The 14,661-nt window shown below is 44.2% G+C and carries 15 protein-coding genes and 1 riboswitch; of the genes, 5 read left to right on the top strand and 10 right to left on the bottom strand.

From position 1 onward, the window contains the following. Positions 1–44 precede the first annotated feature (44 nt). Entirely contained in the window at positions 45–539 is a 495-nt protein-coding gene (ytkD, locus tag G476_RS0114575; protein WP_035186567.1) for an RNA deprotection pyrophosphohydrolase, read from the top strand. A 156-nt stretch (positions 540–695) separates the two neighbouring features. On the opposite strand, the gene G476_RS0114570 is transcribed toward ytkD, so the two are convergent. The 5 genes from G476_RS0114570 to pckA all read right to left on the bottom strand — a co-directional run bounded on the left by G476_RS0114570 (position 696) and on the right by pckA (position 5,294). Then, positions 696–1,493 (bottom strand): ABC transporter permease, encoded by a 798-nt coding sequence (locus G476_RS0114570; RefSeq protein ID WP_026690756.1) that lies wholly within the window; start codon positions 1,491–1,493, stop codon positions 696–698. After that, positions 1,471–2,250, bottom strand: a complete 780-nt coding sequence (locus tag G476_RS0114565; RefSeq protein WP_026690755.1) for an ABC transporter ATP-binding protein — start codon at positions 2,248–2,250, stop codon at positions 1,471–1,473. Before G476_RS0114565 ends, G476_RS0114570 begins: the two co-directional genes overlap by 23 nt. A 26-nt stretch (positions 2,251–2,276) precedes the next feature. Continuing rightward, on the bottom strand, positions 2,277–3,266 hold the full coding sequence (locus G476_RS0114560; protein ID WP_026690754.1) for an ABC transporter substrate-binding protein: 990 nt from the start codon (positions 3,264–3,266) through the stop codon (positions 2,277–2,279). A gap of 125 nt (positions 3,267–3,391) precedes the next feature. Continuing rightward, the gene (locus tag G476_RS23830; RefSeq protein ID WP_169720892.1) at positions 3,392–3,529 is read right to left on the bottom strand and encodes a hypothetical protein; all 138 of its coding nucleotides are present in this window, start codon (positions 3,527–3,529) and stop codon (positions 3,392–3,394) included. A gap of 178 nt (positions 3,530–3,707) precedes the next feature. After that, entirely contained in the window at positions 3,708–5,294 is a 1,587-nt protein-coding gene (gene pckA / locus G476_RS0114550; RefSeq protein WP_026690753.1) for a phosphoenolpyruvate carboxykinase (ATP), read from the bottom strand. 298 nt (positions 5,295–5,592) lie between these two features. Beyond that, positions 5,593–5,707, top strand: a riboswitch (SAM riboswitch). Between the two features lie 167 nt (positions 5,708–5,874). Here pckA and metK point away from each other — a divergent pair. Beyond that, on the top strand, positions 5,875–7,089 hold the full coding sequence (gene metK / locus G476_RS0114545) for a methionine adenosyltransferase (RefSeq protein WP_026690752.1): 1,215 nt from the start codon (positions 5,875–5,877) through the stop codon (positions 7,087–7,089). Positions 7,090–7,442: 353 nt separating this feature from the next. Here metK and G476_RS0114540 read toward each other — a convergent pair whose 3' ends face one another. From G476_RS0114540 to G476_RS0114530, 3 genes are all read right to left on the bottom strand, one after another. Next, positions 7,443–8,588 (bottom strand): glycosyltransferase family 4 protein, encoded by a 1,146-nt coding sequence (locus G476_RS0114540; RefSeq protein ID WP_026690751.1) that lies wholly within the window; start codon positions 8,586–8,588, stop codon positions 7,443–7,445. An 82-nt stretch (positions 8,589–8,670) separates the two neighbouring features. Further along, a complete protein-coding gene (locus G476_RS0114535; RefSeq protein ID WP_026690750.1) occupies positions 8,671–9,207 on the bottom strand; it encodes a phosphatase PAP2 family protein in 537 nt (178 codons plus the stop codon). 349 nt (positions 9,208–9,556) lie between these two features. Beyond that, on the bottom strand, positions 9,557–10,078 hold the full coding sequence (locus G476_RS0114530; protein WP_026690749.1) for a gamma carbonic anhydrase: 522 nt from the start codon (positions 10,076–10,078) through the stop codon (positions 9,557–9,559). A gap of 115 nt (positions 10,079–10,193) precedes the next feature. Between G476_RS0114530 and G476_RS0114525 the strand changes: the two genes are divergently transcribed. Genes G476_RS0114525 through G476_RS0114515 form a run of 3 tightly spaced genes read left to right on the top strand, consistent with a single transcriptional unit; the run spans position 10,194 to position 13,009 of the window. Continuing rightward, entirely contained in the window at positions 10,194–10,991 is a 798-nt protein-coding gene (locus tag G476_RS0114525) for an alpha/beta fold hydrolase (RefSeq protein ID WP_026690748.1), read from the top strand. A gap of 30 nt (positions 10,992–11,021) precedes the next feature. Beyond that, entirely contained in the window at positions 11,022–12,086 is a 1,065-nt protein-coding gene (locus G476_RS0114520) for a tetraprenyl-beta-curcumene synthase family protein (protein ID WP_026690747.1), read from the top strand. A 26-nt stretch (positions 12,087–12,112) separates the two neighbouring features. Next, positions 12,113–13,009 (top strand): AEC family transporter, encoded by an 897-nt coding sequence (locus G476_RS0114515; protein ID WP_026690746.1) that lies wholly within the window; start codon positions 12,113–12,115, stop codon positions 13,007–13,009. 119 nt (positions 13,010–13,128) lie between these two features. Here G476_RS0114515 and mnmM read toward each other — a convergent pair whose 3' ends face one another. Together mnmM and mnmL are read right to left on the bottom strand one after the other, a co-directional pair. After that, positions 13,129–13,710 (bottom strand): tRNA 5-(aminomethyl)-2-thiouridylate-methyltransferase MnmM, encoded by a 582-nt coding sequence (gene mnmM, locus G476_RS0114510; protein WP_026690745.1) that lies wholly within the window; start codon positions 13,708–13,710, stop codon positions 13,129–13,131. After that, the gene (gene mnmL, locus G476_RS0114505; RefSeq protein WP_026690744.1) at positions 13,707–14,660 is read right to left on the bottom strand and encodes a tRNA modification radical SAM protein MnmL/YtqA; all 954 of its coding nucleotides are present in this window, start codon (positions 14,658–14,660) and stop codon (positions 13,707–13,709) included. The genes mnmM and mnmL overlap by 4 nt, the downstream gene beginning before the upstream one ends. Position 14,661: the final 1 nt, after the last annotated feature.

Genomic DNA, 14,661 nt, shown 5'->3' with positions numbered 1-14,661 from the left:
CGGAATTTGTAACCTAGTCAGTGCCGACGAATCATCTGGGAGTGATGATAGTGGGCAACATTCATACATTTAAAGATTATTACAACAACGAAGTAGAATTCTCAACGGACGATCACCCTTTTTCTCACCAACCGAAAAATGTATGGGTCGTATCCCGATTTAGAGGAAACTGGCTTCTCACGATTCATCCATCCAGAGGCTTGGAGTTCCCTGGAGGGAAGGTAGAGCCTGGGGAAGATGCGGTTACTGCTGCCAAACGTGAAGTGTTTGAAGAGACAGGTGGGATCGTAAAGGAGATCCATTATGTCGGTCAATATCGTGTAAGAGGAAAAAAGGAAACAGTCATTAAAAATGTGTACTATGCGGATGTGGATGACCTTGTGACTCGCAGTAACTACCACGAAACAAAAGGTCCGAAGCTGTTAAAATCATTGCCGGAAAATGTGCGAACGAACCACGAGTACAGCTTTATCATGAAAGATAATGTGTTGCATTTAAGCTTAGAAGAAGTAACAAAACGCTTCCTTACGGCTATATAAAAAACGAGGCAGGGAAAAAAGTAAGTGATTAGAGTGAAATCCGAACAATTTGCTATCAGAGCGAAGAATATTTCAGTAGCGGTTTATTTGCACCGCTCTCTATTGTTCGGATTTTCATTCATAAAAACACTTCTGTCCCTGCCTCGTATTTTTGTTTTAGCCTCTATACTTTAAGAGCTTTCGTTCCAATAGTTCCACCAGCTGATACATGCAAGTAGCGAGAACAGCGATGATCAGTAAGCTCAACATGACCATCGTAAAGTTGAAGACTTGGAATCCGTAAATGATCATATAGCCAAGACCCTGTTTGGAAACGAGAAATTCCCCTACGATTACCCCGACCCACGCAAGACCGACGTTTACTTTCAAAGTTGAAATGATCGTCGGAAAGCATGCGGGTAAAATGACGGAGAAGAAAGACTTTCTTTTCGTTGCTCCAAAGGATCGAATGACTTTCACATAGTTTTCATCTACTTCTTTAAACGCATTGTATACAACAAGGGTTGTAATAATGACCGAGATCAACGCACCCATCGCGATGATGGATGAAAACCCAGGACCTAACCCGACAATTAAAATTGGACCGAGAGCAACTTTCGGCATGGAGTTTAATACGACCAAATAAGGGTCCATTACTCTAGATAAAAACCGGGACCACCAAAGCATAGCAGCCATTGCTGTCCCCATGGCCGTCCCCAGAATAAATCCAAGTACGGTCTCAAACAACGTAACCGAAGAGTGAACGAAAATGGAACCATCCGAAATTCGAATTAAAAGGAGATTCCAGACTCTCGATGGGGAACTGAAGAGCAAGGGATCGAGAATACGTTGGCTTGTGAGAAACTCCCAAGACACAAAAAACAAAATCAGGATGGAAAGCTGAGTGATCCTCACAAAACGCTTTTCACGCTTTAACCCTTGGACATAAGCGTTATGAAGTTCTTTTGTGTTCAAAGGACTCCAGCTCCTCCCAAATGTCTTGAAACAAGTCGTTAAAGAGCGCCGTATTTCTTGCTTCAAAAGGCTCAAGGCCTTTCAACGCGTCAGGAACTTTGAAAATGCGGTGTATCGTTGCAGGGCGTCGGCTGAGCATGACGATCCTGTCACTCATGGCGATCGCTTCACTAATATCGTGGGTAACCAAAATCGCCGTTTTTTCATGCTCTTTAATCGTAGAATGAACCAAATCTTCCAGCTTTAGTTTCGTTTGAAAATCAAGGGCTGAAAAAGGTTCATCTAATAAAAGTAGCTTAGGTTGTGTGGCAAGCATGCGAACAAGGGCCACACGCTGCCTCATCCCCCCTGAAAGTTGAGAAGGATACACATCCTTAAATTCTCCAAGCCCCATTTCATTGAGTAAATGAAGAGCATGACATTCGGTTTCTTTTGTTAAAAGGCCCATCGTTTTAAGCCCCAATGTAATGTTTCGCCTTATAGAAAGCCAAGGAAACAAATAATCTTGCTGAAGCATATAACCAGTTTCAGGCGTCGGCTTTGTAATTTGTTTCCCGTCTAACTTTATGGTTCCAGATGTAGGTTTTAATAAGCCGGAAATCATGGAGAGAAGGGTTGTTTTACCACAACCACTCGGTCCAATGATGGAGATAAATTCCCCTCTTTCCACAGCCAAATTAATATCCTTAATCGCTTCAGTAACCGACGTTTTGGAAAAGTACGTTTTTTCAATTTTATTGATCTCAAGTAAAGCCACGGTCACCACCCTTTCAAAAAAGCAGGTTATTCCACCCTGTTTGCAAAGTCTGTATTTACTAGTGTGCGGTATTCCACTTCTGTAGGAAGCTCTCCCGCTTCATCCATGATCGCTTGTAGGTGATACCATGCTTCTTCTTTTAATAAAGGTGATTGAGCATATGACCCTTGACTGCGGTATCTTTCTACTACACTTTCGATCACATCAAGAGGGGTGTCGTCGAAGAAGGGTTGAATCGATTCTGCGACTACACTTGCAGGTTGCTCATGAACCCATTTTTGTGCTTTAGCGATGGCCCTTGTAAATCGTTCGGCTGTTTCATCGTTCTTTTCGAGAAAGGATTCTTTTGCCATATAAACGGTGTATGGAACTTCACCTGACTGAGTACCGAAAGAATCGACGATATACCCGATTCCTTCTTGTTCAAAAAGGGTTGCTTGAGGCTCAAATAACTGGACATAATCCCCTGTACCGCTTGCAAAAGCGGAAGCGATATTACCAAAGTCGATATTTTGAATCAGGTTTAAGTCTGTCCGAGGGTTGATGCCGTTATCTTTGAGCACGTATTCTCCAACCATTTGCGGCATTCCACCTCGACGCTGACCTAAGAATGTAGAACCTTTCATGTCATCCCATGTAAAATCCTCGATTTTTTCACGTGAAACCAAGAATGTACCGTCTGTTTGAGTGAGTTGGGCAAAGTTAACTGCAGGATCGTTCGCTCCTTGAGCATATACGTAAATGGAAGTTTCCGCTCCAACTAGGGCAATGTCTGCTCCGTCAGATAACAGGGTCGTCATCGTTTGGTCTCCACCCCATGTGGTCGTCAAATCCACATTAAGCCCTTCTTCTTCAAAAAAACCTTCTGATAGGGCCACATATTGAGGTGCGTAAAAGATTGAGCGTGTGACTTCGGCTACGCGAACCTTATCTGATTCGCCCCATGAACATGCGGCTAGGGATGCAATAAGCAGGCCGGAAAATAAAAGTAGGCTGATTCTTCTCAACATCGTCATCTATTTTGTCCTCCTAAATGAAAATGGGTATTCGCTGATGGAATAGTGTATGACAGACAGCGAGAGGTTGTGAGAAGCCATATAAAAAACCACTTCCAAGGTTTTTGGAAGTGGTTTTGGTGTTGTTAATTTTGAAACGCTTGAATACCGAACACAAAATGAAGCAAAAGGAAAACAACAATCATCATGGTCAATCCTAAGAAAAGACCTTTCAGTGCTTCCTGGGCATGCGCGGTGAACTTTTCTTCTTTTGCAGATTTCATTTTTGGTGATCCTCTACGATTAGATATTACATAGTATGGACAAGTCTTCCAAAAAATACGTTCTAGGAGAAAAAAGACGGTCAAACCCGTTACAATTTCGGAACCGATATCGGGGCACATTCTTTCCGAAAATTAAAAAAAACGATCCGACATGAGCGCCGGATCGTTTTTCATTTCTTTATTTTGTTTGTGGTCCTGCTTCACGTATCTTTGCATTCACGTTGTCAAACTTCTTGAAGTTCGCTTCGAAAGCTTGAGCCAGCTCTTGTGCTTTTGCATCATACGCTTCTTTATCCATCCACGTCTGTCTTGGAAGAAGGACTTCATCAGGTACTCCAGGACAGTGTAGCGGGACATGAAGACCGAAGTGAGGATCGGTTTCTGTTTCCGCACTAGCAAGTTCTCCTTGAAGAGCAGCTTGGACCATGGCTCTCGTGTACGTTAAGTTCATTCGCTTTCCGATGCCGTATGGACCTCCTGACCAGCCTGTGTTTACAAGGTAGACGTCCACATCGTGTTGATTGATTCGTTCACCGAGCATTTCTGCATAACGGTAAGCCGGAAGAGGCAAGAATGGAGCGCCAAAGCAAGTAGAAAACGTTGCTGTAGGTTCGGTAATGCCACGCTCGGTGCCTGCAAGTTTGCTCGTGTAACCTGACAAGAAGTGATACATCGCTTGCTCTTTCGTTAGCTTGCTAATTGGTGGTAAAACACCGAAAGCATCAGCCGTTAAGAAGATGATCGTATTCGGGTGACTGGATACGCTAGGGATCATCGCATTAGGAATCGCCTCTAACGGATAAGCGGCCCGTGTGTTTTCTGTATAGGAAATGTCATCGTAATCAGCTTCTCTCGACTCTTCATCAATCACCACGTTCTCCAAGACGGAGCCAAAGCGGATGGCATTAAAGATCTGCGGTTCTTTTTCTTCGCTTAAATTTACACATTTGGCGTAGCAACCACCTTCAATGTTGAATACACCATTACTGGACCAACCATGCTCATCGTCTCCGATTAAATTACGATTCGTATCAGCAGAAAGGGTTGTTTTACCAGTACCTGATAGGCCAAAGAACAAGGCTACATCTCCTTCACGGCCGACGTTTGCCGAGCAATGCATAGAGAAGATATCTTTTTCAGGCAGAAGGTAGTTCATGACGGAGAAGATAGACTTTTTCATTTCTCCTGCATATTCTGTTCCACCGATTAAAACAGTACGTTTCTCAAAAGATACGATGATAAACGTTTCTGAATTTGTTCCATCCACTGCTGGATCGGCTTTGAATCCTGGAGCAGAGACTATGGTGAATTCAGGGATGAACGTCTCTAGCTCATCTTGGTTAGGACGGATGAATAACTGTTTGGCAAACAAGTTATGCCAAGCAAATTCATTTACGATACGAATCGGGAGGCGGTGTTGTTGATCAGCGCCTGCATAAGCATCCCTTACGAATAATTCCTCTTTTTGTCCTAGATAATCTAGCACTTTAATGTAAAGGTTCTCAAAAACGTCTGATTGAATTGGCTGATTGACTGTTCCCCAGTCCACTTTGTCTTGAACAGAACGTTCGTTGACGATGAATTTATCTTTAGGAGAGCGACCGGTATATTTACCCGTTGTTGCTCGAAAAGCCCCTGTTGACGTTATTAATCCTTCATTTCTCTCTAGTGCTTTCTCCATAAGGCGAGCAGCAGGGAGATTGTTGTGGACGTGATTTTGTTTCATGATTCGCTCTAGTTCTGTTTCAAACTGAAGTGTACTCATTTTCACACCAAACCTTTCTTCATTAGACGTTATGTTTAACGCATTTATGAGTCATTATGTTGTAATTAGTATAACACATTAGTTTTAATAGTCTATACTATTTACAAGAAAACGTGCTCTAATTTTCATTTTTCTATGAATTGTTGAGCCTATATAATAAAGAAGAGAATGATCTTTTTTATTGTACGTCGTGGAATCTCCATAGTGACGAGAGAGCACCAATGTTTTCCTCTGACAACACGTGTCTGTTTTGTTGACAGTGTTAGGTAAATCGGTTATTATGGCATACGAACGGATACTCTTATCCCGAGTTGGCGGAGGGACAGGCCCGAAGAAGCCCAGCAACCATCACCACCTGATTACATACTGGTGAACGGTGCTAACCTGCAAGACGGATGTCTTGAAGATAAGAGGGTAAAGGCGAATGGATCTAACCTTTTCCTCGATCGGGGAAAGGTTTTTTTATTGACTTTGAGTCAGCTTTGGCCCGTGTTTGGCCGGAGTATTCTGCCGGGAGAATGAGTACCGTCACTACAATACACATATCCTATTTTCAGAATAGGTCAAGGAGGTACATGCAGTGGCAGAGAAAAGAAGACGTTTATTTACATCAGAATCAGTGACAGAAGGACATCCGGACAAAATTTGTGACCAGATTTCCGACGCTATTTTAGATGAAATTATGAAGAGTGATCCAAACGCACGAGTAGCTTGTGAAACATCCGTAAACACAGGGTTAGTTCTCGTGGCAGGAGAGATCTCTACTTCCACATATGTAGATATTCCAAAGGTGGTTCGCGAGACGGTCAAAGAGATCGGTTATACGCGTGCGAAGTACGGTTTTGACTATGAAACGTGTGCCGTTCTCACGTCCATCGACGAGCAGAGTGCCGACATCGCTCAAGGGGTAGACCAAGCTCTTGAAGCTCGTGAAGGTCAAATGTCAGATGATGAAATTGAAGCCATTGGAGCTGGTGACCAAGGGTTGATGTTCGGTTATGCGGACAATCAAACGCCGGAGCTAATGCCTCTACCGATTTCCTTGTCTCATAAACTATCCCGTCGTTTAAGTGAAGTACGTAAGGATGGTACATTATCTTACCTACGTCCTGACGGCAAAACCCAAGTAACGGTGGAGTATGATGAGAACGGTCATCCGTCTCATATCGATACGATCGTTATTTCTACACAGCACCATCCGGAAGTCACTCTTGAAACGATTAAAGAAGACTTAAAGAAGCACGTGATCGCACCGGTTGTTCCTGAGAACTTGATCGATGAGAAAACGAAGTACTTTATCAACCCAACTGGTCGTTTCGTTATTGGTGGCCCACAAGGGGACGCTGGTTTAACTGGCCGTAAAATTATTGTTGATACGTACGGCGGATATGCTCGTCATGGTGGAGGAGCGTTCTCCGGTAAAGATGCAACGAAAGTGGACCGTTCAGCGGCCTATGCGGCTCGTTATGTAGCGAAAAACCTTGTTGCAGCTGGACTTGCAGATCGTTGTGAAGTACAACTTGCTTATGCCATTGGTGTAGCGCAGCCAGTTTCCATTGCAATCGATACGTTCGATACTGGAAAAGTAAGCGAAGACGTGATGGTTGATGTGATTCGCGAAAACTTCGACCTTCGTCCAGCTGGAATTATCAAGATGCTTGACCTTCGTCGCCCAATCTACAAGCAAACAGCAGCGTACGGACACTTTGGCCGTACCGATGTAGACCTTCCATGGGAGCGTACGGACAAAGCAGAGACGTTAAAAGAACAAGCTTTCGCTAAAGAAGGTAAATAAGTGATAATAAAACCCCCCGATGAGTTGTTTACTCATCGGGGGGTTTATTGTTTGAAGAAGTGTTGCTTGTGGCTGGGGGAAGAGTTTATCGATGGCTAGTTGATGGAAGAGGGCTCATTTAGGAGGTAGAGCAGTATGGTGCTGGTATCAACTTCATTGGCGTTTTACCGAGCACTGTGTCAGTTGTATCGAGCTCTATTTCTGTTTTATCGAGCTTTAATCCGGAAGTATCGACCACTATCCGTGTTTTATCGTGCCTTACTGGTCATTTATCAACCCTTAAGGAGAATATATCGACCGTTCGCCACAATCCGCCACTATGCGACTATACGCAAACCTCAAACCACTACCCTTTAAGCCAGCTTCTGCTTAACCTTTGTATGAATCGCTTCTTCATACTGTGAAACGAGTGTGGAGAATATCCCGTCCCACGACTGAGATCGGGCGTACGTTCTGGCACGAGCACCCATCATACGTCTTGACGCTGGTGACATAAGAAGTTGCTCCGTTGCTTCAGTAAACGCTCGCACATCTTTCACATCGCAAATACGTCCTGTTACATTATGCTGCACGATCTCTTGAACCCCGCCAGACCTTGCAACAATGGCAGGAGTACCGGAAGCGAGGGACTCGAGCACCACATTTCCGAACGTCTCAGATGAAGAAGGGAAAACAAAGAGGTCCGCTGCCGCATACGCTTCTCCTAAAGCGTCGCCATCCAAGTACCCCGTGAACAACACGTCACCTTTGTGGCGACTTTTCATTTCCTCAAGCATCGGTCCTTCACCGACCACAACCCACTGAGTATCGGCTTTTAACGTAGGGTTCATTTTCTCCACCATTTCGCTTAGCACAGCCACGTCTTTTTCCGGAGCGACTCTGCCAACATAAAGCAGGATGTTCTTTTTCGTAATGTTAAACCGTTCTCGAAAAGCGCGGGTGTTTTTGTTCGGAGAAAAACGTTCACAGTCAACCCCTCTAGGCCAAAGTTCCAAATGTTCAAATCCTTTTTGTTGCAAGTGATTCATCGTTTCTTTGGAAGGAACGAATATCTTTTTTGCCCCTTCGTGAAACCAGCGCTGATACCGCCACATCCAAGGCATGACGAAACCTAATTTATAATAGTCCAAGTAATAATCAAAATGAGTGTGATATGATGCCACAAAGGGGACCTGGTATTTCCGGGCGTATCTGAGGCCGCACAGCCCCATGTTAAATGGCGTGGCAATGTGGAGTAACTCAGGATTGAATGAACGAAGCTGTTGCTTCATCGTCAACAAGTTAGGGAAGGCCAACCGGCATTCCGGGTAAAGAAAAAAGGGAAGACTCGCAAACCGATGAATGTTGCCGTCAAACAACGGCTCCTCATTGACACTATCAGGCACGAATACTTCATGCTCAATGTTTTGACGTTCAAAATAATGGACGAGACGTTGCAATGTTTTCGCAACACCGTTCACCTGAGGTGTAAATGTATCTGTAAATAACGCGATTCTCACAATCGATCCCCTCATTTCTTATTTTGGTTAAATGGACACTCTTGGCCATGTGCTTGCCTACGCTATGTCAGTTGAAGAATCCTCAACCTAAAAACATCCAAACCTGATAAAGGGCTAAAGCCGTTGTAAAACCAAGAGCAGCACCTGCAATGACATCAGACGGATAATGAAGGCCTATCGATATTCTTGAAATGGCAACAATCAGTGCTAAAGGGAACAAAATCAAGATCAGACCCGGAAAGTAAAACATATAAGGTGTAAACAAAGAGAAGATGGCAGTTGTGTGTCCTGACGGAAATGATGAATCTTGAAGGGGATTACGAATGACATACGAATCGCCAACCACAAGGTAAGGGCGAGCTCGTTTCAAGCTTTTCTTAAGCGTCGTTACGATGAGGTGACTGATTATCAGGGCTAGAGCAGATTGAATGGCCACCCCTCTCCATTCCGGAGTAGAGACGATTAAAAGCGAAACTGCGAGTGTGACGGTTATCACTGCGCCGCCAAGGTGAGTGAGAAGGCCCATACTAAAATGGTAATGGGTCTGTTCTTTGCAGCGGTTAATGGCCTTAAAAATCGAACGGTCTGTTGAAAAAATCCATTCAAGCGATTTAACCAATGGAATTCCTCCCTGTTACAATCTTTACTTCAAGCATATTAGGGAAATATTAAGATAGAGTAAGGGAAGTGTGAAGCTTTTGATAAGAAAAAAGAACAGGATAGAAATGAATTTCTTGAGGTGGCAACGTGCGGTGGTCTCTCGCGTTTCGTATGATCCGCTTATTTGTCGTTTGGCGGAGATAAGTGTGTAATTGGCGTACTTATATTTGAATTAGCGGAGATAAATGTGTAATTGGCGTACTTATTTCTGAATTAGCGGAGTTAAGTGTGAAAATAACCAACTTAGAATGCTCGTTGCTCCTGCTAGCTTAAAAAAAAGAGCCCCCGAAAAGGAGGCTCAAAGTCAATCAATCATTCTCTATTAGGCTTTTATAATACTGCCCTTTTTCTACATACTCTCGGCGGATCCGTTCCATATCCTTTACGTCATCTTCTGTGAGATCACGGACAACCTTTGCGGGGCTTCCCAATGCTAACGTACGGGGAGGAATCTTTTTTCCGGGAGGGACGAGGCTGCCGGCACCTACAAACGCACCTTCACCGATTTCTGCACGATCAAGGATCGTGGCGCCCATGCCAATAAGAGCGTCTTTTTTTATTACACAGCTATGTAGGATGCATTGGTGACCGACTGTGACACCATCTTCTAATACGAGAGGATTTTCAGGACTTTGGTGTAGTGTACTGTTATCTTGAATGTTCACTCGTTCACCGATGTAAGTCGGGGCCACGTCTCCTCGAATGACTGTGTTAAACCAAATGCTTGCATCTTTTTTTACAGAAACATCCCCAGTGATGACAACGCCGTCGGCTAAAAAAACAGATGGATCGATCACGGGATAATGGTCTTTATAAGGATAGATTTTCATAGGCTTTCTCCTCTCAACTTATGGATGTGATTTCATTTTATCAGAATAGAAGAGGCGGCGCTTGACGTGGATATCCTAAAAGAGCCAAGATAGAGAAAAGAAAGGGTGACATGTTATGTGGAAATGGGAAGTGAAGGACAAAGAAGCCAAAGGTGTATTTGTCATTGTTCATGGGGCTGGTGAATATCACGTTCGTTATGAGTGGCTCGTTCGTCAGCTGAACCGTTTTGGGTATCACGTAATCATGGGTGATTTGCCCGGACAAGGAACAACGAAGGGAAGACGAGGGCACATTAACAGTTTTGATGATTACTTTCAGGCTGTAATTCCATGGATGAGAGAGGCGAAAAAGTATGACTTGCCTGTCATCCAACTTGGTCATAGTATGGGAGGTTTGATTTCCCTCTTAGTCCAATCGGAAGTGAGTTCTTCTCTAAGACCGGATATGCTTGTTTTGTCCTCACCATGTCTTGGACTTGCCAATACTCCTCCCCTTTATAAACGGGCAATCTCCAAGTCTCTTACACGGGTATGGCCGACCGTGTCTCTTCCTTCAGGGCTTGCTCCAGGCTCTGGAACCAGAGATCCGTGGATGAGAGACAGAGACGAACAAGACGGGATGCTAGTTAAAAATGTGAGCGCACGCTATTATGCAGAGCTCGTCAAAGCGATCGATCGTGCTCATCATGAAGCGCGTGAGTTTCCTAATTTGCCTTTGCTTGTCATGCAGGGAGGCGATGATTTGATCGTGAATAAGGAGGAAGTGGAGCGCTGGTTCAATACATTGGAAATTGATGATAAAGCGTACCGTGAATGGCCTGATTTTTATCATGAGGTACTAAATGATCCTGGAAAAGAAGATGTTTTTCTCCATATGTTGGCATTTGTTACTGCTCGTTTGCACATGCTATAAATAGCAAATGAAAAAATGGAGGGAATAACGGTGACAGTACCAACTCGTTCATGGACACTGCTGTATCAGGTTTACACGAAAGTACTTCCAGTTGTGAGAGAGCAACTGAAGGAGTGGAGGACGTTCGCTGAAGGAATCCCGGATCCGGAATTAAGGTCTCAAGCTTTAATGGGAATTGATGAAAAGGCGTTTCATTGTAAAGGGGGCGCTATTTACGGACTTCTTGCAGGTGAAAACAGGGTGGAAGCGATTCGTTTTATCGTTGCGTACCAGCTGATCAGTGACTACTTGGATAATTTGTGTGATCGGAGTACATCTTTGGATCCAGAAGATTTCACAGCCCTTCATGAAAGTATGCCAGACGCTTTGACTCCAGGAGCAAAGCCTCGGGATTACTACCGTTTTCGAGTGGAAAAAGAGGACGGTGGCTATCTGCAATCCCTCGTTAAAACATGTCAGGAAGCTACGCGGTCATTTCCTTCCTATCATGCGGTGAAAAAAGCGAATGTTGAACTTGCTTCATTATATGTAGATTTGCAGGTGCACAAGCATGTGACACCTTCTGAGCGTGTACCGCGACTTGAAGCGTGGTTTGAGAAACACCGAAGCACTGTGCCGGACATGAGCTGGTATGAATTTTCTGCTTGTGCAGGATCGACCCTCGGTATTTTTTGCTTAACCTCATATGCGGCTGGAAACAGACAGCTAACACCTGTTGAGGTCGATCATATCAAGGAAGGGTATTTTCCGTGGATGCAAGGTCTTCATATTATGCTTGATTATTATATTGATCAAGAGGAAGATGAACGAGAAGGGGATCTCAATTTTTGCAGTTACTATGAGAGCGAGAGTGAATTGTTCGACCGCCTCGGTGAATTTTTTCGCCAAGCGGGAAATGGGATTGAAATTCTCCCCGATGAGCGGTTTCATCGGTTTATCAGAAAAGGTCTGATTGCCATTTACTTGGCTGATGATAAGGTTAAAAAAGACCGGTTATTTCGTCAAAAAAGCAGGCAGATCCTTAAACACGGCGGAATGGAGAGCTTGTTTTTTTACATGAACAACTGGATGTACCGGCAAAAAAGCAACACGTGATTGAGAGGGATAGGGATGAATAGCGCTTGACAATCTTTTTCTCCGTCGTATTACCAGTAATTTGTGTATTTGCGATTGGCTTTGCTGTACAGAAGTGGCAAAAGCTTGATATTAGGCCGTTGTCTACCGTAGCCATCTACGTGATGACACCGGCCTTGGTGTTTAAAACGTTTTATGAAGCGGATATTGATTTGCAATATGTGTATATGATTGTGTTTTCCATGGTTCTTTTGTTTGCACTTATTCTTATAAATAAAGTGTATGCTCGTTTGAGGAATTATCCATCTACTATGGAGAGTGGCTTAATTTTATCAACAGCCTTTATGAATGCAGGAAATTACGGAGCTCCAATCATTCTTTTTGCATATGGAGAGGCGGGCTTTGCTTACGCCGTCAGTTTTCTTGTTTTCCAATCAATTATTATGAATTTCTTTGGTGTGTATTACGCTGCCCGTGGTGGGACCGGAATGAAAACGGCCATGACAGCAGTGTTTCGAATGCCGGCTACCTATGCCGTGATTGTGGCTGTTTTGTTAAAAGGATTTGATGTAACCATCCCTGAGAATGGGATGCAAACGGTCGATATCATTTCGGCTGCGACAATCCCGACGGTGATGATTATCTTAGGTATGCAACTGGCCAACATCAAGTGGGGCAACTTTGAGTGGGGAAAGATCAGTTATGCTGTCATTGTTCGCTTGCTCGTGTCGCCACTAATAGCTTGGGGAATCACACTCACAATGCCGATGGATCCATTATTGGCGAAAGTGCTGATTGTTTCGGCTGCCATGCCATCAGCGGCAACAATCGTCATGTATGCGGTTCAGTTTGACGCAAAGCCAAAGCTCGTATCGGGAGTGACGTTTATTTCTACTCTATTGAGTGTTGTGACGTTGACATTATTACTTATGATTTTAGGGTAAAAAAGCAAGCATCCGCTGGGGATGCTTGCTTTTTTAATGGTTGGGGGATGGAGTTGAGTGATTTGTTCATCGACTTTGAGATTTACTCATCACTTTGCCCATTTATCAATCACTTCACCCTAACCCCGTCTCTCAATCGCCACAATAAATGGTGGGTTGTTTCGTTGGTTGGTAAAGCGGTACTCAAGTACGTGTGCCTCTTCCTGTGGAATCCCGCGTACAAAGTCAATAAGAGCATCACGCTCGACTTTTCCTTTCTCATGTCCATGATAGACCACAAGAACAATAACGCCGCCAGGGGCGAGGGTTGAAAATAGGTGTTCCACTGCACGAATCGTAGATGATGGCGTTGTCGTGACGGATTTGTCGCTTCCAGGCAAGTAGCCTAAGTTGAATACAGCTCCATGAACGAGAGGGTCCTCATCAAGGTGCTCTAAGACGTTTTCGTGGCTGTCTTTTACAAGGGTCACTCGCTCAGATAGATTTAATTTCGTTGCAGCATCCAGCCTCGCTTGAGTAGCATGAATCGCCGCATCTTGAATGTCGAAACTCACAACCGTGCCACTTTCTCCTACAAGTTTGGCCAAAAACACCGTATCATGGCCATTCCCGGCAGTAGCGTCAACTGCAAGCCCCCCTTCAGGAACGGCTTTTTCCAAGAGGTGCCGAGTGAAAGGGAGGACGCCTGCTAATGTTTTCATTTTACAACCGCCCCTTCATAGTGCTTTCCTTGCCAACTGTTTCGTCTTTTCAACTCCGCATCAATGCCGTTTAAAACAGACCATTTATTTAAGCTCCACATCGGTCCGATCATAAGTTCTGATGGTCCGTCTCCAGTCAGGCGGTGGACAATCATATTTGCGGGAATCACTTCGAGCTGATCACAAACCAGATTGATATATTCTTTCTCGCTCATGAACTCGACCATGCCTTTTTCGTATTGCTTCACCATCGGCGTTCGCTTTAACAGATGAAGAAGGTGAATTTTGATTCCTTGCACATCAAGTTTTGCCACTTCTTTAGCTGTTTCCATCATCATGTCTCGGCTTTCAAGAGGTAGGCCGTTAATGATATGACAACAAACGCGTATGCCGTGTTTTCGGAGTTTGTTCACCCCATCTACATAACATTGATAATCATGTGCCCGGTTAATGAGCATCCCCGTTCGGTCATGTGCTGTTTGCAGACCAAGCTCGACCCAAAGGTAAGTGCGTTTATTAAGTTCAGCCAAGTATTCGACTACATCGTCAGGCAGACAGTCTGGGCGAGTGGCAATGGCAAGTCCCACAACACCTTCTTGTTTGAGAATGACTTCGTACATCTCCCGTAATTCTTCTACAGGTGCATAGGTATTCGTATAGGCCTGAAAGTAGCCGATGTACTTTCCTGTTTTCCATTTGGTATGCATACGTTCTTTAATTGTGGTGAATTGGGTGATAAGGTCGTCTTTTCGGTCTCCGGCAAAATCCCCTGATCCTCTTTCGCTACAAAACGTACAGCCGCCACTGGCGACGTTTCCGTCACGATTCGGGCAATCAAAACCGGCATCGAGAGGAACTTTAAAGATCTTTTCCCCGAACTCTTGACGGAGGTGGTAGTTCCATGTGTAATATCGCTTATCTCCAAAAAGGAGAGGTGTTTCATTATTCAAC

Source organism: Alteribacter aurantiacus DSM 18675 (genome assembly GCF_000429705.1).
Taxonomy (GTDB): Bacteria; Bacillota; Bacilli; order Bacillales; family Salisediminibacteriaceae; genus Alteribacter; species Alteribacter aurantiacus.
The sequence above is the reverse complement of the archived record's forward strand: the minus strand, read 5'-3'. Positions and strand labels throughout refer to the sequence as shown.

What these genes read in the sequence shown, in the direction of transcription:
- pckA (WP_026690753.1), bottom strand. Translation starts at nt 5,294, where the DNA reads ATGAGTACACTTCAGTTTGAAACAGAACTAGAGCGAATCATGAAACAA.
- G476_RS23830 (WP_169720892.1), bottom strand. Translation starts at nt 3,529, where the DNA reads ATGAAATCTGCAAAAGAAGAAAAGTTCACCGCGCATGCCCAGGAAGCA.
- G476_RS0114560 (WP_026690754.1), bottom strand. Translation starts at nt 3,266, where the DNA reads ATGACGATGTTGAGAAGAATCAGCCTACTTTTATTTTCCGGCCTGCTT.
- ytkD (WP_035186567.1), top strand. Translation starts at nt 45, where the DNA reads ATGATAGTGGGCAACATTCATACATTTAAAGATTATTACAACAACGAA.
- G476_RS0114530 (WP_026690749.1), bottom strand. Translation starts at nt 10,078, where the DNA reads ATGAAAATCTATCCTTATAAAGACCATTATCCCGTGATCGATCCATCT.
- mnmM (WP_026690745.1), bottom strand. Translation starts at nt 13,710, where the DNA reads ATGAAAACATTAGCAGGCGTCCTCCCTTTCACTCGGCACCTCTTGGAA.
- G476_RS0114525 (WP_026690748.1), top strand. Translation starts at nt 10,194, where the DNA reads ATGTGGAAATGGGAAGTGAAGGACAAAGAAGCCAAAGGTGTATTTGTC.